This window comes from Klebsiella sp. 141153 (assembly GCF_032601995.1).
Lineage (GTDB): Bacteria > Pseudomonadota > Gammaproteobacteria > Enterobacterales > Enterobacteriaceae > Klebsiella > Klebsiella aerogenes.
The window spans coordinates 26,898-47,118 of sequence record NZ_JAQIRJ010000006.1; the positions used below are offsets into that span (position 1 = coordinate 26,898).

Here is a 20,221-nt window from a genome sequence, read left to right on the forward strand (position 1 = left end):
TTGGTTTATTGATGATGTGACATTATGAAGAAAAAAATTGTTAGGGTTTCAGCAGTGGCATTGGCAATTAGCTTTTTGACAGGGTGTACTATTGTTCCGGGTCAGGGGCTGAACAGCTTACGCAAAAATGTAGTTGAACTTCCGGATAGCGATTATGACCTGGATAAATTGGTGAACGTATATCCAATGACGCCGAGGTTAGTGGAGCAGCTTAGACCTGAGACTGTGCTGGCTCGCCCAAATCCGCAACTCGACCAGTTGCTTCATAGCTATGAATACCGAATTGGTGTTGGCGATGTACTGATGGTGACTGTCTGGGATCACCCTGAACTAACGACTCCTGCAGGTCAGTATCGTAGTGCTAGCGATACGGGTAACTGGGTAAACTCCGATGGAACAATCTTTTATCCTTATATAGGTAAGGTTCAGGTCGCAGGTAAAACGTTGAGCGAAGTACGTCACGACATAGCGAGTCGATTAACAACCTATATTGAAAGCCCGCAAGTAGACGTGAGTATTGCTGCATTTCGTTCACAAAAAGCCTATGTCACCGGAGAGGTTGTTAAATCTGGACAACAGCCGATCACAAATATACCGCTAACCGTAATGGATGCAATAAATAATGCTGGTGGATTAGCTCCTGATGCAGACTGGCGTAACGTTGTTTTAACTCACAACGGCAAAGACACAAAAATATCGCTGTTTGCATTAATGCAAAAAGGTGATTTGACAGAAAACCATTTACTCTACCCGGGCGATATATTGTTCGTACCAAGAAATGATGATCTGAAAGTGTTTGTCATGGGGGAAGTTGGTAAACAAAGTACCATGAAAATGGATCGAAGCGGCATGACATTAGCTGAGGCATTGGGTAATGCTGAAGGGATGTCACAGGCGTTTAGTGATGCCACAGGGGTCTTTGTCGTGCGGCAGTTAAAAGGCGATAAAGAGGGTAAAATCGCCAATATTTACCAGCTTAATGCACAGGATGCATCGGCCATGGTGTTAGGTACAGAATTCCAGCTACAGCCGTATGACATCGTATATGTCACAACAGCCCCATTGGTGCGATGGAATCGTGTGATATCTCAGCTAGTTCCGACAATTACTGGGGTACATGATATGACCGAAACTGTCCGATATATCAAAACGTGGCCATAATATGTTTGACTCAATATTAGTTATTTGTACCGGTAATATTTGCCGCTCTCCGATTGGAGAGCGATTATTACGTAAGGCATTACCGACTAAGAAAATAGACTCAGCGGGTGTTGGTGCCTTAATCGGTCATCCTGCAGATCCCTCAGCGATACGAATTGCTGAAAGTCATGGTCTTTCTTTGGAAGGACATGAAGGTAAGCAATTTAGCGCAAGTCTTGGGCGCCAATATGATTTGCTCTTAGTAATGGAGCAAGTTCATTTAGAACAAGTCAGTCGGATTGCTCCAGAAGTTAGGGGGAAAACAATGCTTCTTGGGCATTGGCTATCAGGTAAAGAGATACCAGACCCTTACAGGAAGAGCGATGAAGCATTCGAATCAGTTTATCAGTTGATTGACTTAAGTTGTCGTTCTTGGGCTGAGAAGTTAGGGCAATAATATCGGGAAAAACCGCATGACATCGGTAATTGATAAAAAAGTAACACCACAAGAAAATAATGAGATTGATTTTGGACGTTTGTTCGGTGAATTAATTGACCATCGCAAACTCATTATTTCTATAACCACTGGCTTTACAGTTATAGCAGTTTTATATGCTCTGTTTGCTACCCCAATTTATGAAGCTAATGCATTAATACAGGTTGAACAAAAGCAGGGTAACGCATTAATAGATAGCCTCAGCCAAATGTTGCCGGATAGTCAACCTCAATCTGCGCCAGAAATAGCATTACTGCAGTCACGTATGATTCTAGGAAAGACTGTTGATGATCTTAATCTTCAGGCTCTTGTTGAACAGAAACACTTTCCACTATTAGGAAAGGGGTTTGCTAGATTATTAGGTGAGAAAGAAGGTAATCTGGAGATTAATCGCCTTTATTTGCCGAAAGATGCTGGGGGAAAAGTACCTGAAATTTTGGTAACAGTAAAAGATGATAAACATTACACTGTCGATTTTGACGGTATCGTTTTACAGGGGACCGTTGGTGTACCACTGGATGAGAAAGGTATTGCTCTCGATATAAAATCGATTGATGCAAAACCTGGAACGCAATTTGAGGTTAAATATTATTCTCGACTGAAAGCAATCACGAATCTGCAGGAATCATTTAGCGCTTTAGATCAGGGCAAAGATACGGGAATGCTTAACTTAACTTTGACCGGTGAAGACCCTGATTTCATTTCACGAGTATTAAACAGTATCAGTCAAAATTATCTGGCTCAAAACGTTGCGCGTCAAGCCGCGCAGGATGCTAAAAGCCTGGAGTTCCTTAATAATCAATTACCCTTGGTACGTGGAGATTTAGATTCAGCTGAAAACAAGTTGAATCAATATCGACAACAAAAAGACTCTGTTGACCTTACCATGGAGGCAAAATCAGTTCTGGATCAGATTGTTAACGTTGATAATCAATTGAACGAATTAACATTTCGTGAAGCAGAAATTTCTCAACTTTATACAAAAGAACATCCTACTTACAAAGCACTGATGGAAAAAAGGAAAACGCTTCAAGATGAAAAAAATAAGCTAAATAAACGTGTCAGTGGAATGCCCTCGACTCAACAAGAAGTGTTGCGCCTTAGTAGGGATGTTGAATCTGGTCGGGCTGTATATATGCAACTACTCAACCGTCAGCAAGAGTTGAATATTGCTAAATCAAGCGCAATTGGTAACGTCAGAATCATTGATGACGCTGTAACCGATCCGAAACCAGTTAAACCTAAAAAAATAATTGTAATATTAGCTGGCATTGTACTTGGTTTTATCGTGTCAATAGCTATGGTCTTTGTACAAGTATTCCTGCGTCGTGGTATTGAATCTCCAGAACAGTTAGAGGAGCTGGGAGTAAGCGTGTATGCGAGCGTTCCAGTATCTGAATGGTTAACTAAACATTCTGCGAAGAACAATATACGAAACAAAAATCAATCGGATAGACTGCTGGCTGTAGAAAACCCTGCAGACCTTGCGGTAGAGGCGATTAGGAGTCTTCGGACGAGCTTACATTTTGCGATGATGGAAGCCGAAAATAATATACTGATGATTTCCGGAGCAAGCCCAAATGCTGGTAAGACATTCATAAGTACTAACTTGGCTGCGATCATTGCTCTGACTGGGAAGAAAGTTCTCTTTATAGATGCTGACCTCAGAAAAGGTTATGTGCATAAGATGCTTGGCCACAAACAGACAAAAGGATTATCAGATATACTTTCTGGCCAAAGTTCTGTAGAAAGTACAATAGAGAAGGTTACCAGTGGCGAATTTGACTATATTGGACGTGGTCAAGTTCCACCAAATCCTGCCGAGCTGCTAATGCATTCAAGATTCTCAGATTTGCTAAAGTGGGCTTCATCTAATTATGACTTGGTCGTTATAGATACTCCTCCTATTTTAGCAGTCACCGATGCTGCAATTATTGGTCGTTATGCAGGGACAACATTACTAGTAGCAAGATTTGAATCAAATACTGTCAAAGAAATTGCAGTTAGTGTAAGACGTTTTGAGCAAAGTGGCATTGATGTTAAGGGTGCTATTTTGAACGGAGTCGTTAAAAAAGCAAGTAGCTATTATGGCTATGGCTATAGTTATTACGGTTATTCGTATTCAGATAAAGAAAAAAGTTAAAAATTTGAAAGGTTAAAACAAAACGGGCTCTATTTATAGAGTCCGTATTCTATTCCATAGTAACTTTCTCCATGTTAAGCGTGGTATAAGCAGAGGGAATCATGACCCGTTTTGCTAGAAATGTTGGGTGCAGTGTATCCTTAGCGGTATCTGATTTTTTAAGCTTTGTAATATCTCTATATTTATCTCTCGGAATTCTTTCGCTTACAATGAGTCATTTTGACGAAAGAGTTCCTAATGAGCAGATTGAAGGGTGGGTTGCTTTACATTGGCTTTTAGGTATTTGTTGCATTAGTTGGTACGGAATTCGTCTGCGGCATTATTTTTATCGTAAAACTTTTTGGTTTGAGTTAAAAGAAATTCTCCGTACTTTGGTAATATTTGCTGTTATTGAAATTGCTGTAATAGCATTTGCAAAATGGTATTTTTCACGGTATGTATGGCTTTTAACATGGGTAATTGCAGCTATTTTGCTACCATTAACCAGGATGTTTACTAAATGGCTGTTGAATCGAATGGGCCTTTGGTTGCGAGATACGTGGATAGTGGGAAATGGTAAAAACGCTATCGATGCCTACAACGCAATAAATAGTGAACGAAATCTCGGTTTAGACGTCATTGGTTTTATTTCTTGCGATGGTGAAACTAGAACTGTTGAACATACTAATAAAACAGTAGTGCTAGATGCTAATAAAAATTGGTTAGCTAGCATTGATAAGCGTACGCAGTTCATTGTTGCAGTCGAATCAAATCAAAGTGAAATCCGAAATAACTGGCTTCGCGAGTTTATGATCAAAGGGTATCGTTTTGTCTCGGTAATCCCAACCCTACGGGGCGTACCATTAGATAGTACGGATATGTCATTCATATTTAGCCATGAAGTTATGATATTTAGAGTACAGCAGAATCTGGCTAAATTATCTTCACGAATTATTAAACGAGGGTTTGATATATTCGGCTCGATGGGTATTATTCTAATTTTATCTCCACTTTTACTTTATATATATAATAAAGTTAAAAAGGATGGCGGTCCTGCTATTTATGGTCATGAGCGCGTTGGGAAAGATGGTAAGCCTTTCAAATGCCTGAAGTTTAGATCAATGGTAGTTAACTCAAAAGAGGTCCTGGATAACTTACTGGCGAGCGATCCAGAAGCTCGAGCCGAATGGGATGCAACATTTAAATTGAAAAATGATCCCAGAATCACCAAAATTGGCCAATTTTTACGTAGTACAAGTCTTGATGAGCTCCCTCAATTGTTTAATGTTTTAAAAGGGGAGATGAGTCTGGTTGGCCCACGCCCTATTATTACCGCAGAGTTAGAAAGATATAACGAAGAAGTCGATTATTATTTACTTAGTAAACCTGGAATGACAGGACTATGGCAAGTGAGTGGCAGGAGTGACGTTGATTATGATACTCGTGTCTATTTGGATGCATGGTATGTTAAAAACTGGTCTATGTGGAACGACATAGCCATCCTTTTTAAAACTATAGGTGTTGTATTAAAAAAGGATGGCGCATATTAAATCATCTTAAAGGTGAAAAATAAAAAAAGTTTCGCATATTACTTACAGATTAAATAGTGTTTTAATTATTAACAAATGGGTAGTATGCGAACTGCATTGTCCATGGACTATCTATGAATAAAAAAGAAGTAATCGCTGTCGTATTTACTGCAGCAATCGTCGGTGGTCATGAATTGATGACGATTGCTCATTTAAATAAATTTAGAAATAAAGGGTTTAGGTTTGCATGCTTTGTCCCTTCAGATAATATAGCGTTAAAAAAAATTCTCTCTGATCATAATATTGCATATGAGAATCATGAAGTGTTACATAAAAAATTTGAAATACTTCATTCTACTTTTAATTATCCTTTTCGAAAAAAAGCTAAAGAACTACTAGTATCTCTGAAGGGGAAACATAAAACTATTATCATTGTGCAAGGTGATATTGAGTTAGGCTCTGTATTTGTTAATACTTCGAAGGCTGCGGGAGTCCAAAACTTAGTTAGTTATATACCTTATGCGCATAGTTTTCGTTTGATGGGTAGCAAGTTAGGGTGGTTAAAAGACATATTATCGAAATTTGTTTACAAGAAGTGCGAGAATTATATTACGATTAGTAAAGTTTTTGCCGAACAGATTTCCCTTAAAAACAAAAATGCCAAAGTTAGAGTATTACATAACTTTTCCTCTAAGTTACCAATAGAATACATTAGAGGTAAGGGATATATCTATAAGAAAGATGAGGATAAGTTTACTATCTTAATGGCAGGACGAGTTTCATTTAGACAAAAAGGACAAGATATTCTATTTCAGGCGTTAAATTCTATTTCGACCTCTAAAGAAATAGTGCTTAAGGTTATTGGAGATGGTCCTGATCTTGAGAAGCTGAAAACTATAACAGGATGTTCATATAATAATATTAGAGTAAATTATTATGGCTGGCAGCCAAATGTATGGGAGTATAGCAAGGATGTTGATCTTATTACCTTGCCATCTCGGTTTGAAGGGGTGCCGCTTCTGATGCTAGAAGCAAAGCAAGCCAATATCCCGATTATCGCCCCTGCACGTGATGGGATGATTGATTTTCTTCCTCCCACAAATTTATATGAGCCAGGAAGTCGTGACTCTGAAGCTGCGGCGCTGGCTAAAAAGATCCAGACTATAATAAATAACCACTGAAATGTATCAAGGAATATATGAAAAACATTCTAATTGATGACCGATGGTCAGGTTCAGGCGGAATCGGAACATTTGCTGAAGAAATTAATAAAATAACAAATTATAAGAGTGCGGGTTTCACCGGCAAACCATTCAGCCCTGTTGATTGCATAAAAACATCGTTAAAAATGCTGAAGATGCGTGATGGTATAGTTTTTTTTCCAGGCTATATTCCTCCATTATTTTCCAGAGTACCATTTGTGTTTACAATCCATGATTTGAATCATTTGGAGCGTCCTGAAAATTCGAGTCTATTAAAAAAAATATTCTATAAGGTTGTTATAAAAAGAGGATGTCGAAAAGCTAAGTATATTTTTACTGTTTCCGAATTTTCTCGACAAAAAATCATCCAATGGTCCGGGGTTCCTGCTGAAAAAGTTGTAAATGTAGGGAATGGAGTATCCAACGATTTTCGACCAAATGGACAAAAGAAAGATTTTGGATATCCTTATTATTTATGTGTCAGTAACAGGAAAAGTCATAAGAATGAGGTTGGAACAATTCAGGCATTTGCCAGAGCAGATATCCCTAAAAACGTAAAACTTGTTTTTACTGGCAAGAAAACCGATGAGTTAGCGACTCTCATTGAAATCAATGAGCTTACTGATAGGGTTGTATTTACTGGTTTTGTCAAAACCGAAGAATTACCTGAGCTTTATCGTGGTGCAGAAGGATTGATTTTCGTCTCCTTCTATGAAGGATTTGGTCTCCCTGTTATTGAGGCAATGGCAAGTGGTATACCTGTAATTACCTCCAAAACAACCTCCCTCGGTGAGGTTGCTGGCGACGCAGCACTTGTAGTTGACCCTGAGAATATACAGCAAATAGCAACTGCAATATCTAAATTACATTCTGATATTGAACTTAAAACCCAACTCATTAGTAAAGGCTCAAAACAGGTCGGTAAATATTCCTGGAGTGCTACCGCAGAACTTGTTAATAAGTATCTAACAAGTAGTTGAGAGTATAGAAATCGTAAAACAAGAATGAAATTTTTCTGTGTTGACGATAATGTTGGTAAAAATGAGTGAAAAATACGCTACAAATAAAAAGATAGTTGCAAAGAACACATTCATGCTTTATGGCAGGATGTTACTAATAATGTTTGCAACTTTTTATACCTCACGCTTAGTTTTAAATGCGCTTGGGGTTTATGACTTTGGGCTTTACAGTGTCATTGGCAGTATTATCGTTTTATTTTCGTTCATTCAAAACGTATCAGCTTTGGCAACTCAAAGGTTCCTGTCAGTTGGTTTAGGTAGAAGGGACTTTTCCTGGACTAAAAGAGTCTTTTCGACAAGTATATTGGTCCATTTTATAATATGTGGCGCTGTTTTATTCCTCGCTGAAACAATTGGTTTATGGTTCTTAATCTATAAATTAAGAGTTCCCGTTGAGCGTATGACAGAAATATTTTGGGTGTACCAGTTGTCTGTCATATCTCTGCTTATTCAGATCATGCAAACACCATTTATCGCTGCGTTAATTGCAACTGAAAAGATGGATTTGTTTGCTAAGATAGGGATATTTGATGCTATTCAGCGTTGGGGCATGGTGTATTTATTTACCTTGTTCGAATTCGACTCGAAATTAATATGGTATGCTGCATTCTTGCTTTTTGGATATATATCAGTGTTTTTTGTCTATTTTGTTAGTTGCATTAAGAAAATAGATATATGTACTGTAAAAGTAAGTTTCAAGGAAAATAAAGAACTGCTCAAGGAAATACTATCATTCTCGAGTTGGTCCATGATGGGCTCATTGAGTTTAGTCGGACTTTCTCAAGGTATTGCTCTCCTGACATATTTCTTTGTCGGAGTTGTGGCAAATGGTTCTGTTTGGTTAGCGGAGCAGGTGCTGATTGCATTTAACCGTGTCATAGGTACTTTGCAAACCGCATTCAATCCTCAACTGATAAAGCAGCATTCAACTGGAAATCACGAAGAGGTTTCGTCTCTTCTATCTTTATCCTGCAAGTTGACTGGCTTTATCGTACTGATTGCAGCAGTACCCGCCTTTGTAGATGCGCCTTTTGTTATTAACTTATGGTTGAAACAAGTTCCAGAGCATTTGGTGGTGTTGGTAAGAATTGTCATACTGTATGTCATCATTGATTCTCTATCAGGACCTTTTGTTACCGTAGCATATGCAGTGGGAAAGTTGCGGAACTATCAGTTAATAGCATCATTAATAATGCTTTTAACTTTGGTATTAACATATGCTCTTTACTCTTTGGGTTTTGCATTGGTTGTGGCGGTGTCGAGTCGTATACTTTGTGCAGTTGCAATGATTATGTTCAGAGTGTTGTATGTGGAAAAAGTAACTGGATTAAATAGTAAAATATTTTTCCTTAATATTTTTCCGCGCTTATTTTCTGTTTCTGTAATATCATTTGCAATTTCATTTTACATTAACACCGTACTTCCTGTAGGTTTTTTAGGACTACTGCTTCTAATCGCCTTAAACACAATCGCAGTGGCTATACTCTTTTTCTATTTGGTGCTAATTAGTTCAGAAAGAAAATATTTAACATCTTTAATAAAGAAAAAATTAGGTAGGAAATAACATGCAAGTAAACAATACTCAATATGGCGTCCTGACGTACGAAAGTGACATCTATGTCAAAAGAAACTGGATCAATCTGGGTGATTATGTACAAAGTACAGCAGCACGCCAGTTTTTACCTTGCGTGAATGAGTATATACCACGAGATCATATGAATACTTATAGTGGTAATAAAGTAAAAATGATCATGAATGCGTGGTATATGGATATACCAGAAAACTTTCCGCCATCTGAAGATATAACTCCTTTATATGTTTCAATCCATATTAACTCTACTATTGTAGATAAAATTTTCACACCTGCGAGTATTGAGCACTTTAAAAAACATGCGCCGATAGGTTGCCGTGATTTTTACACTCGTGATTTGCTGATCTCAAAAGGGATTGATGCATATTACTCAGGCTGTATGACACTTACGTTGGGGAATAAATATAAACGGGATAATGTTACTGATGATATTTATTTTATCGATGTGATGTATGACTCAATGTCATTACCAGAGTTAATGAGCCAACCATTACGTTTCGGAAAACGCTTGCTAAATGGTCGGGCATTTGAATTTAATCATAGAAGCAAAGTACTAAACCAATTTTTTGATAGTGAATTACTCAAGCATGCTAAACATGAAAAACAGATCATTCCGTACCTTTCCGCTGACGAAGGTTTTAAATTAGCCGATGATTTTCTGAGGAAATTGGCTAATGCAAAACTGGTAGTAACCTCCAGGATTCATACTGCTCTTCCATGCCTGGCTATGGGCACTCCAGTTATTTTTGTAAATGGTGGTTTTAAAAATAAAGTTGATAACTGCCGTTTCGATGGATTATTTGACTTCTTTAATAGAATTGACGTCGATATGAATGCCAATGCGACTGCTAACTTCGAATTTGATGGTAAGAAAATAGGTATGAATACTATTATTAAAAATAAAACATTGCATGAACAATATGCTAATGAATTAGCGGATAAATGCAGAAGTTTTGTTGTGTAATTTTATTCTAAATGTCTCTTTATCGAACTGTAAATATATTAAATGAGGTTAAGTCATGATTCTCCCAGTGATAATGGCTGGAGGTACTGGTAGTCGTTTATGGCCGATGTCGCGAGAGCTATATCCAAAACAGTTTTTACGTTTACACGGCGAGCAATCAATGCTTCAGGAGACAATTACTCGCCTTAATGGTTTAGAGACTAAAGAACCTATTGTGATATGTAACGAACAACATCGTTTTTTAGTCGCAGAACAACTACGTCAAATCGAAAAGCTATCTAATAACATTATCCTTGAACCAATTGGACGTAATACGGCTCCAGCAATTGCACTTGCTGCATTACACGCAGTAGCACATGATGATGATGATCCATTGCTACTTGTTTTGGCCGCGGACCACGTTATTGAGAATAACGATGCTTTTCAAGCTGCAATCAACAGCGCTGTAGTTTATGCAAATCAAGGGAAACTTGTAACGTTTGGTATTGTGCCTACTGGCCCTGAAACGGGATATGGTTATATCCAGCGTGGTAACGAAGAGCATTTCGATAATCATATAGCTTATGATGTAAAACGTTTCGTTGAAAAACCTAACTTGCATACAGCACAAGAATATTTGGACAGCGGTGAATATTACTGGAATAGCGGTATGTTCATGTTTCGAGCAAGACGCTTTCTGCAAGAGTTGGATGAGTTCCGTCCAGATATTCTTAGCTCATGTAAAAAGGCAATGCAGACTGTGCATACCGATTCTTTACGTGATTTTATTCGTGTTGATAAAGATGCTTTTATTGCTTGCCCTGATGAGTCAGTTGATTATGCTGTAATGGAAAAAACGCAATCTGCATCTGTAGTACCACTGGATGCAGGTTGGAATGATGTTGGTTCATGGTCAGCACTGTGGGAAGTCAACGATAAGGATGGTCAAGGTAATTCACTATCCGGGGATGTTTTTGTTCATGATTCTTCTAACTGTTATATAAATAGCGAAGAACAACTAGTAGCTGCCGTTGGGGTTAACAATCTGGTAGTAGTCAGCACCAAAGATGCTGTGCTCGTTATAGATAAATCACAGGTGCAAGACGTTAAACGTGTAGTTGAACATCTTAAAATGACTTCGCGTAGAGAGTATAGGATCCACCGTGAATCCTATAGCCCTTGGGGGCATAGTGATAAAGTGGTTAATACAACTAAATATCACATTAACAAAGTTACAGTTAAACCGGGCGGTAAGTTTTCTTTGCAAATGCACCACCACCGGGCCGAGCACTGGATTATATTATCAGGAACAGCGAAGATTACCTTAAACGAACGTGAGTTTTTGCTTACTGAAAACCAATCAACATTTATTCCTGCTGGTTCGACTCATATGCTGGAAAATCCAGGGAAAATAGATCTTGAAATCCTTGAGATTCAATCTGGTTCATATTTAGGTGAAGATGATATTGTTCGTCTAAAAGATCATTATGGAATTTGATTAAACGGGGAAAATGATGGAATTATTAACCTGCTTTAAAGCGTATGACATTCGCGGCAAGTTAGGCTCGGAACTTACAGAGGACATCGCATACCGTATTGGTCGTGCATATGGTGAGTATCTTAAGCCTAAAAAGATGGTTGTCGGAGGCGATGTTAGACTAACTAGTGAATCCCTTAAACTTGCCCTTGCCAAAGGATTGCAGGATGCTGGTACTGATGTTTTAGACATTGGTTTATCGGGTACTGAGGAGATTTATTTTGCTACATCTTACCTCGGTGTTGATGGCGGAGTGGAAGTAACAGCCAGTCATAACCCAATTGATTATAATGGAATGAAACTCGTCCGCGAGAACTCAAAGCCAATCAGTGGTGATACTGGGCTAAGGGAGATCCAGCGTCTTGCCGAAGAGAATAATTTTGCTATAAATTCATCGCAGCCTAAAGGTAGTTATCAATCCATTTCTATATTAGATGCATATATTGATAAGTTATTGAGCTATATCAATCTTCATAATATCAATAGAACGCTAAAATTAGTTGTTAACTCTGGTAATGGCGCCGCTGGTCATGTTATTGATGCCCTTGAGAAGCGCTTTATAAAACATAATGTTCCTGTTGAATTTATAAAGGTGCACCATGAACCCGATGGGACCTTCCCAAATGGTATACCAAATCCATTATTACCAGAGTGTAGAAAAGATACCACTGACGCTGTCATAAAAAATAATGCTGATATGGGTATTGCATTCGATGGTGATTTCGATCGATGCTTCCTGTTCGATAATATGGGTAACTTTATCGAAGGCTACTATATTGTTGGTCTTTTGGCTGACGCATTTCTTGAAAAGAATCCTGGTTCTCGTATTATTCATGACCCGCGTTTAAGCTGGAATACAATTGATATTGTAAAAAATGCTGGCGGTATTCCTGTGATGTCTAAAACAGGTCATGCTTTCATTAAAGAACGTATGCGTGCAGAAGATGCAATATACGGCGGCGAAATGAGCGCCCACCATTATTTCCGCGATTTTGCCTATTGCGATAGCGGAATGATCCCATGGCTCCTTGTCGCTGAATTGCTCTGTATCAAGGATAAAACGCTAAACCAATTAGTTAGTGCACGGATGCAAGCTTATCCTGCCTCTGGAGAAATCAACAGCTCCCTTAGCGATCCGCAATCCTCGATCAAACGGGTTCTTGAGCGATATCAGAATGAAGCTCTTGATATTAATTACACGGATGGTATAAGCCTTGAATTTGCGGACTGGCGCTTCAATCTACGTAGTTCTAACACTGAGCCTGTCGTTCGCTTAAATGTGGAATCCAGAAGTGATGTTACTTTAATGAAAGAAAAAACTGCAGAGATTTTAGCCTTGTTAAGGGCTTAAATTTAAATTACTAAAGGTGCTTTTCAAATATGGAGCACCTTTATATTTTGCATGTTAAATTATAAATGTACGATGGATTTTTATGCGCGATTTAAATGTTGGTATTGTTGCTGATTGGTTTATTACTTATGCTGGTTCTGAAAAAGTAGTAGCGGAACTTATTAAATCATATCCAGAATCACACTTGTATTCTGTTGTGGATTTTCTTTCCTCTGAAAATAAAAAACACTTTCAGAATAAAGAAATAACCACAACATTCATTCAACGCCTCCCAAAAGCGAAGAAAAAATATCAAACGTATCTTCCTTTAATGCCATTAGCGATTGAGCAACTTGATGTATCCAGCCATGATGTCATTCTTTCTAGCAGCCATGCTGTTGCTAAAGGGGTTTTGACGGGGCCTGATCAACTGCATATTAGTTATGTTCATTCCCCTATAAGATATGCATGGGATCTCCAGCATCAATATCTACGGGAAGCAGGTTTAGATCATGGAGTCAAAGGAATGATTGCAAAATTGATTTTGCATAAAATGCGCATGTGGGACTACCGTACTGCAAATGGCGTTGATCATTTTATTGCTAACTCACAATTTATCGCGCGGCGGATTAAAAAAGTTTATGGGCGAGAGGCTGATGTCATTTATCCGCCTGTTGATGTCAATCGCTTTCTTCTGAATGAAGCTAAAGAAGATTATTACTTTACCGCATCACGCCTTGTTCCATATAAGCGTATTGATCTGATAGTTGAGGCTTTCAGTCACATGCCAAACCGTAAACTTGTTGTTGTTGGTGATGGGCCGGAAATGCAAAAGATAAAGTCTAAAGCCACGGCTAACATTGAAATCCTGGGTTATCAATCAAATGAAGTCATGCAAGAACATATGAGAAATGCTAAAGCATTTGTTTTTGCGGCAGAAGAAGATTTTGGAATTACTCCTGTTGAAGCGCAGTCTTGTGGGACGCCTGTTATTGCGTTTGGCAAAGGTGGTTCACTTGAAACAGTAAGACCATTTGGTGTAGATAATCCAACAGGTATCCTTTTTGACAAACAGGATATAGGTTCTGTCATTGATGCTGTCCAAAAGTTTGAAACTATGCAGGATCAAATTCTTCCTAATGATTGTCGTGCTCATGCGCTAAAATTTTCAACCGAGCGGTTTAATCAGGAAATTTCTGAATACGTCAATTCTAAATATTGTGAATTTGTGGAAAATAAAAAAATTATCTATTAATAAATGAATAAAAACTAAGCAATTTTGTGCCACTTGGCTTTTGTTGCGGTAATGGTATTAAAAGGCAGAATTAAAACCAATAATTTTCAATGGGTTATGACTTCCATTCTTAATTTGTGAACATTTTTACACTATACGTCATACAGGCTTTGAGCTAATATAAACATCACATTTAAACTGCGAACGTGTCGCAGTGACCACACCAGACAGGAGTAAGTAATGTCCAAGCAACAGATTGGGGTTGTTGGTATGGCGGTGATGGGCCGAAACCTTGCGCTCAACATCGAAAGTCGTGGCTATACCGTCTCTGTTTTCAATCGCTCCCGTGAAAAGACTGAAGAAGTTATTGCTGAGAATCCAGGCAAAAAATTAGTCCCTTATTTCACAGTGAAAGAGTTTGTTGAATCTCTGGAAACCCCTCGACGCATCCTGTTGATGGTTAAAGCCGGTGCCGGCACTGATAGTGCTATTGAATCTCTTAAGCCATACCTGGAAAAAGGCGACATCATTATTGATGGGGGTAATACTTTCTTCCAGGATACTATCCGTCGTAATCGTGAACTCTCTGCTGAAGGGTTCAATTTTATCGGGACAGGTGTATCCGGCGGAGAAGAAGGTGCGTTGAAAGGCCCTTCAATTATGCCGGGTGGTCAAAAAGAAGCTTATGAACTTGTTGCGCCAATTCTTAAACAAATTGCTGCTGTTGCGGAAGACGGTGAACCTTGCGTAACTTACATCGGGGCTGATGGGGCTGGCCATTATGTTAAGATGGTTCATAATGGTATCGAATACGGTGATATGCAACTTATCGCTGAAGCCTATGCATTGTTGAAAGGTGGTTTAAATCTTTCTAACGACGAATTGGCGGAAACTTTCACCAAATGGAATGAAGGTGAGCTAAGCAGTTATCTTATTGATATTACAAAAGATATCTTCACCAGGAAAGATGAAGAAGGTAATTATCTGGTAGATGTTATTCTTGATGAAGCCGCGAATAAAGGCACCGGTAAGTGGACAAGCCAAAGTTCTCTCGATTTAGGCGAACCTTTGTCCCTTATTACGGAATCAGTTTTCGCTCGTTATATCTCGTCCCTAAAAGAGCAGCGTGTTGCAGCGTCTAAAGTCTTGACGGGCCCACAGGCTAAACTTGCCGGTGATAAAACTGCATTTATCGAGAAAGTCCGTAGAGCATTATATTTAGGTAAGATTGTTTCTTACGCCCAAGGTTTTTCTCAGTTGCGAGCTGCCTCGAATGAGTATCATTGGGATCTCAACTACGGTGAAATTGCTAAAATTTTCCGTGCAGGGTGCATCATTCGTGCTCAGTTCCTTCAGAAGATCACCGATGCTTATAATCAGGATGATAAAATAGCCAATCTGTTATTAGCCCCGTACTTTAAACAGATCGCTGATGATTACCAGCAGGCATTACGTGATGTCGTAGCTTATGCGGTGCAAAATGGGATCCCTGTTCCGACATTCTCAGCTGCTATTGCTTATTATGACAGCTATCGCTCTGCTGTATTGCCAGCGAACCTAATTCAAGCTCAGCGCGATTACTTCGGCGCACATACTTATAAGCGCACTGACAAAGACGGTGTGTTCCATACTGAATGGATTAACTAAGTTAGTAATGATTTGCTATCTAAGCCCTGTTTTTACAGGGCTTTTTTTTATCTATATCTGTTTAGATATTATATTTTGTTCGAAAATGGTTTTTTTCAATTTATAATCCTGTCATAATGAGTGTCTTATAATAATAAACCTCAAGTAGGTCGCTAATGATTTATGTTAATGGTCGTTTTCTTACTCAAAAACTTACCGGTGTGCAGCGATTTGCTTATGAAATGACTCTTCGGTTATCGAAATTGAGACATAATGTTGTGGTCTTGGTACCCAATATGTCCGCCATTGATAAAAGCTATAACATTTCAGGTTTTAATATTAAAGAAATCTCAGGGGGTAGAGGCCATTTCTGGGAACAATTCACATTACCTCTTTTTTTAAAAAAACAAAAAGATTGCATGCTAATCAACTTATGCAACACTGGTCCTTTGCTTTTCAAAAGGCAGATTATTACGCAACATGATATTACTTATATACGTTACCCAGAAAGCTTTTCATTTGGCTTCAGATGGTTATATTCATTAATAACCCCTATTTTACTAAAGAACTCTAAATTAATAGTGACGGTTAGTGATTTTTCTAAAAGTGAGCTAGTAAATTATTATAATTGTGATGCCAGTAAGATTCATATTATTCCGAATGCTGTGAGTAATAATTTTTTTAAACCACATGACAGTACGGTTAAGACTAATGAGATTCGTGGATGTGACTACTTCCTGACTGTATCCTCGGTTAATCATCATAAAAATATTCATGGTCTTATTGAAACTATACTATCTGCAGATTTAAATATAAACTTGAAGATAATAGGTGACAGGAACACAGTGTTTAATTGTGTAAATATAAAAACTAATGATCCAAGAATAGATTTTTTAGGGCGTGTATCTGATGATGAACTTATTTCATTATATAAAGGTGCGAAAGCTTTTATATTTCCATCCTTTTATGAAGGATTTGGTATACCCCCACTGGAAGCTCAATCATGCTCTTGCCCAGTTATTTCTTCAAATAGAGCTTCCCTCAAAGAAACCTTAGGTGATAGTGTATTGTACTTTGATCCAGACTCAAAATATGAGCTTATCAAAGCTATCATAAAATTAAACAATAGCGCTGAAGACCGTAAGTTGTTGATTAGTAAAGGTAGAGCAAATGTGCTGAGATACTCCTGGGAGCGTTCCGCTGAAACACTGAATATGCTTATTACTAAAGTTGAATAGCTTATTCACTATACACTCTCGAGTGTGTTACAAGTTATTCATTGTCAACAAAGTTGCTTTATTAATAATGGTGTTAATTATTGCAGTTAATTAACATTTTACCCGCCTTGACTTGCTCTGACCTCAATTAGGCTACATCTGCTAAGCCTGCATTTACTACACCATCCTCTGGCCCTATCCTCAAAAAATTCCGCAATTCTGTTAACATATAAAATACCCTTGTTATAAGTGGTGGTATTTGTCGTTTCTAATTTGAATTTATCCTTCTTGCGTTTTCCCCTACTGAATTTAGTGGGGGGAGGGAAGCTCTGGTTTTAATTTATAGCTGTATAACTTATGGAAACTATTCGTGATTTATTTTTTTATTCGGGCGTGTTGACGGTGTGATTTTTTTAGACTTTTCTTATTAAGGGGAAGGTGCATCTATGCTGATGCAAACGCTTCCAATGTACTCCCAATAACTCTGGGCCTGGATTGCTCCTGATACGAAATTTTGAGGATTCTTAAATGGTTACTCAAGTGCTACTCACACAAAAAGCAGTTGCAGCTATACAATTTGCAATTCTTGGGAAAAACACCTATACGACGGCTTCCACCTATGATGCCGTAGCAGGCCAGTTTCGTACGGGGGCGATTAGCCAAGAACAATATATTTCTAACCTGTTAGCATCCACCGCGGGTCAGACTTTGTATTCTGGCAAAACTGACCTTGAGATAGTTAAACTTGTCTATGCGTCCATTTGGGGAAGTACCCCAGCAGATAGTGTCGCCCAAACCTTTTTAACAGGCTCAAATTTAAATGCTGCACTTAATAATGTAATTAATGGCGTTCTTAATTATACAGGATTCGATTCTGCGACCCTAACTGCACAAAATAGCTTTGATAATGCACTGAATAAAGTCATGTACAAAGACTATGGCTCAGCGAACTGGAATACATGGAGCGTCGCTTTAAGTAGCAAGGAGCAAGTCGAAGCTGCGTACATTTCTTTAGTTGGCCGTTCAGTTGATATGGGTGGGCTTGGCGACTGGACTAATTATCTCGCCACCGGTGGGAATACATATAGTTCATTACTGACAAAATTAATCGCATCTTCCGAGTTTCAAAGCAAGGGATCTAACTTAACTGGTGATGCCTTTATCACACATGTTTATCAAGGAATTTACGGCGTCGCGCCTAGCGCAGCGGTTTTAGCGCAATACAGCGCTCTTGGTACCAATAAGGCAACCATTACTCAGGCAATCATTAACGATTTACGCGGTTCTACGGCTACAGATGCGGCAACTGTAACCAATCAGCATGCTTTTGAATACCAGATTGGCACCGGGCTACTTTATAAAACCAGCGCAGTCCTCAGCGCCAGCGCCGCAGGCGGAAACGCGACAGGTACTGTTAACACTAATGCCAGCCATCAGCTCACCAATGCTGAAACTGCGGTTCTGACTAACGCGCAACTCAATGCTAACGTGGCGAGCACCGTTAACCTCAAATTCGCGGATCATTTGGCTAATCTCACCATTAATGGTTCAAGCGCAGCCACTGTTAACCTGTCCGATAATGGGGTAAACCCTGGAGTGGACATCGTTGTTAACAACGGCAGCGTGATCCTCAATGCCAGTTCCGGCGCTGATGATGTTCTTGTGAGTAACCTTGTTAATATGACCACCGCCACGGCTAAGTTTAACCTCGGAACGGGTAACGATACGCTGAAATGGGCCGGTAACTCTACTGGCGGGGCAAATACGGTGAGCACATCTGTCACCGCTGATGGTGGAGCTGGGATTGATACCATTTCGGCTAACTTTATTACGAAAAATGTCGTTATGGGTGGGACTATTCTAAACAGAACTGCGGTCATCACTTCTAACTCCGCGCAATTTAGTAACTTCGAAAAGCTGGATCTTGCTGGCTATGTAGGGCAGGCAACTGTTAGTTCTGGATCTACTGCGCAGGCCCATACATTTGACTTTGGCGTATTAACGGGTAATGCAACCACCGAATCGAGTTTGACTGGTACTCTTGGGACAAATATCACCCAGGCTGGAACTTCAACAGTCGGCTCACAAGGATTTGTGCTATCGGGTCTGGCAAGTAACGTCCATGTGATTAATGCGGCAGGTGGCAATTCCGCGCAACTTGAGGTCACCGGTAACGCCACTGCAGCAAGCAGCGTTGATATTACATTCCGACAGGATATCACGGATCACTTTAATGTTAATTTTACAGCAACCAGTAATAGCGATATTAATGCGGGAGCACTGGCCCTTAATAGCAGTAATTCGCTACTTGGTACCGCATTGACAACATTGAATATTGGTTCTGGTGGTACAGGCAGCTTTGCAAACACCATTGCGCTGGCGGGAACCAATAGTCAAGTACAGACAATTAATGTTACTGGAGACCATTTGCTTAATCTGACGGTAGGCACAGGTTACGGCAACCTGGAGACTATCAATGCTTCGGCAAATTCCGCAGGATTGAATTTGGATGCTAATGTGGGGGGAACCGGTAAAGGGATCCTTTATCAACTCCTTACCATTCTTCCTGCTGCAGGTGTGACAACAACGATTATTAATCTGTTGGGGTTAGGTGGTGGGCATAACTTATCGGTTCAAGGAACTAGCGTTGCGGATACCTTTAAGGTTCTCGGTAACACCATTGTTTCAGGTGGTGACGGTGCGAACCTTTACCAGTTGAAAGCGAGCACCGTCAGCTCTGGTGTGACCATTTCAGATTTTAATAGCGGAAAAGATAGCATTTTTGACACTGCTTCAGGTCTGACTATTAACAATGATGTCACGCATACCCAAGTTGCTGATTATGGTGTACGTACGACTGATGTTGTTGACGCGTTGTTAGGTACATTGGTTGGTGGTGTGGTTGGCGGCGTTGTCGGCTTGTTAGGGCAAATCCTTGGTATTGGTGGGAATGGGGATCTTACTGCTAAGGTGGGGGTAGCGTCGGTTGTCTGGACTGATAACTCCCACGAGGCTAGTAATTACCTGATTGTTGATAACAACAACAACCATACTCTGGATGCGAGTGACACCGTTGTATACCTCAATGGACAAACTCATCAGCAGTTGGTTGATACTTTGCACTACGCTTAAGTAGCGTGATGTGATGGATGTTTTATAAAGAAAGGGGGAGGACGCTCTTCCCCCTTTTTATTGTGATCTCTGTCGTATTTTTATTAACATTAATTTTCGCATG

General features: G+C 39.3%; 14 protein-coding genes. All 14 read left to right on the top strand.

All coding sequences use genetic code 11. The features are described 5' to 3' along the window. The first annotated feature begins 24 nt into the window (after positions 1-24). Positions 25-1,161, top strand: coding sequence for a polysaccharide export protein (locus tag PGS10_RS13270; protein ID WP_047078099.1), 1,137 nt, complete (start codon positions 25-27; stop codon positions 1,159-1,161). Between the two features lies 1 nt (position 1,162). Beyond that, a complete protein-coding gene (locus PGS10_RS13275; protein WP_072047967.1) occupies positions 1,163-1,597 on the top strand; it encodes a protein tyrosine phosphatase in 435 nt (144 codons plus the stop codon). A gap of 16 nt (positions 1,598-1,613) precedes the next feature. Beyond that, on the top strand, positions 1,614-3,779 hold the full coding sequence (locus PGS10_RS13280; RefSeq protein ID WP_047078098.1) for a polysaccharide biosynthesis tyrosine autokinase: 2,166 nt from the start codon (positions 1,614-1,616) through the stop codon (positions 3,777-3,779). Between the two features lie 101 nt (positions 3,780-3,880). Then, entirely contained in the window at positions 3,881-5,308 is a 1,428-nt protein-coding gene (gene wbaP, locus PGS10_RS13285) for an undecaprenyl-phosphate galactose phosphotransferase WbaP (protein WP_047078097.1), read from the top strand. 113 nt (positions 5,309-5,421) lie between these two features. Continuing rightward, positions 5,422-6,468 (top strand): glycosyltransferase, encoded by a 1,047-nt coding sequence (locus tag PGS10_RS13290; protein WP_047078096.1) that lies wholly within the window; start codon positions 5,422-5,424, stop codon positions 6,466-6,468. Between the two features lie 17 nt (positions 6,469-6,485). Next, positions 6,486-7,469: a glycosyltransferase family 4 protein gene (locus PGS10_RS13295; RefSeq protein ID WP_047078095.1), complete on the top strand. Its 984-nt coding sequence runs from the start codon at positions 6,486-6,488 to the stop codon at positions 7,467-7,469. A gap of 61 nt (positions 7,470-7,530) precedes the next feature. Continuing rightward, positions 7,531-9,072: a hypothetical protein gene (locus PGS10_RS13300; protein WP_316423084.1), complete on the top strand. Its 1,542-nt coding sequence runs from the start codon at positions 7,531-7,533 to the stop codon at positions 9,070-9,072. A 1-nt stretch (position 9,073) separates the two neighbouring features. Then, positions 9,074-10,063, top strand: coding sequence for a polysaccharide pyruvyl transferase family protein (locus PGS10_RS13305; protein WP_047078094.1), 990 nt, complete (start codon positions 9,074-9,076; stop codon positions 10,061-10,063). A 55-nt stretch (positions 10,064-10,118) separates the two neighbouring features. Then, entirely contained in the window at positions 10,119-11,540 is a 1,422-nt protein-coding gene (locus PGS10_RS13310; RefSeq protein ID WP_047046485.1) for a mannose-1-phosphate guanylyltransferase/mannose-6-phosphate isomerase, read from the top strand. Positions 11,541-11,556: 16 nt separating this feature from the next. Then, positions 11,557-12,930 carry a phosphomannomutase CpsG gene (gene cpsG / locus PGS10_RS13315; RefSeq protein ID WP_088389864.1) on the top strand — a complete coding sequence of 458 codons (1,374 nt, stop codon included), beginning with the start codon at positions 11,557-11,559 and terminating at the stop codon, positions 12,928-12,930. An 82-nt stretch (positions 12,931-13,012) separates the two neighbouring features. Beyond that, positions 13,013-14,164, top strand: a complete 1,152-nt coding sequence (locus tag PGS10_RS13320) for a glycosyltransferase family 4 protein (RefSeq protein WP_047046491.1) — start codon at positions 13,013-13,015, stop codon at positions 14,162-14,164. Between the two features lie 219 nt (positions 14,165-14,383). After that, a complete protein-coding gene (gene gndA, locus PGS10_RS13325) occupies positions 14,384-15,790 on the top strand; it encodes an NADP-dependent phosphogluconate dehydrogenase (RefSeq protein ID WP_045391829.1) in 1,407 nt (468 codons plus the stop codon). Between the two features lie 155 nt (positions 15,791-15,945). Next, complete coding sequence (locus PGS10_RS13330) at positions 15,946-17,007, top strand: glycosyltransferase family 4 protein (RefSeq protein WP_047046493.1); 1,062 nt, start codon at positions 15,946-15,948, stop codon at positions 17,005-17,007. A 507-nt stretch (positions 17,008-17,514) separates the two neighbouring features. Continuing rightward, positions 17,515-20,118: a beta strand repeat-containing protein gene (locus PGS10_RS13335; RefSeq protein WP_047078093.1), complete on the top strand. Its 2,604-nt coding sequence runs from the start codon at positions 17,515-17,517 to the stop codon at positions 20,116-20,118. Positions 20,119-20,221: the final 103 nt, after the last annotated feature.

What these genes read in the sequence shown, in the direction of transcription:
- PGS10_RS13270 (WP_047078099.1), top strand. Translation starts at nt 25, where the DNA reads ATGAAGAAAAAAATTGTTAGGGTTTCAGCAGTGGCATTGGCAATTAGC.
- PGS10_RS13275 (WP_072047967.1), top strand. Translation starts at nt 1,163, where the DNA reads ATGTTTGACTCAATATTAGTTATTTGTACCGGTAATATTTGCCGCTCT.
- PGS10_RS13280 (WP_047078098.1), top strand. Translation starts at nt 1,614, where the DNA reads ATGACATCGGTAATTGATAAAAAAGTAACACCACAAGAAAATAATGAG.
- wbaP (WP_047078097.1), top strand. Translation starts at nt 3,881, where the DNA reads ATGACCCGTTTTGCTAGAAATGTTGGGTGCAGTGTATCCTTAGCGGTA.
- PGS10_RS13290 (WP_047078096.1), top strand. Translation starts at nt 5,422, where the DNA reads ATGAATAAAAAAGAAGTAATCGCTGTCGTATTTACTGCAGCAATCGTC.
- PGS10_RS13295 (WP_047078095.1), top strand. Translation starts at nt 6,486, where the DNA reads ATGAAAAACATTCTAATTGATGACCGATGGTCAGGTTCAGGCGGAATC.
- PGS10_RS13300 (WP_316423084.1), top strand. Translation starts at nt 7,531, where the DNA reads ATGAGTGAAAAATACGCTACAAATAAAAAGATAGTTGCAAAGAACACA.
- PGS10_RS13305 (WP_047078094.1), top strand. Translation starts at nt 9,074, where the DNA reads ATGCAAGTAAACAATACTCAATATGGCGTCCTGACGTACGAAAGTGAC.
- PGS10_RS13310 (WP_047046485.1), top strand. Translation starts at nt 10,119, where the DNA reads ATGATTCTCCCAGTGATAATGGCTGGAGGTACTGGTAGTCGTTTATGG.
- cpsG (WP_088389864.1), top strand. Translation starts at nt 11,557, where the DNA reads ATGGAATTATTAACCTGCTTTAAAGCGTATGACATTCGCGGCAAGTTA.
- PGS10_RS13320 (WP_047046491.1), top strand. Translation starts at nt 13,013, where the DNA reads ATGCGCGATTTAAATGTTGGTATTGTTGCTGATTGGTTTATTACTTAT.
- gndA (WP_045391829.1), top strand. Translation starts at nt 14,384, where the DNA reads ATGTCCAAGCAACAGATTGGGGTTGTTGGTATGGCGGTGATGGGCCGA.
- PGS10_RS13330 (WP_047046493.1), top strand. Translation starts at nt 15,946, where the DNA reads ATGATTTATGTTAATGGTCGTTTTCTTACTCAAAAACTTACCGGTGTG.
- PGS10_RS13335 (WP_047078093.1), top strand. Translation starts at nt 17,515, where the DNA reads ATGGTTACTCAAGTGCTACTCACACAAAAAGCAGTTGCAGCTATACAA.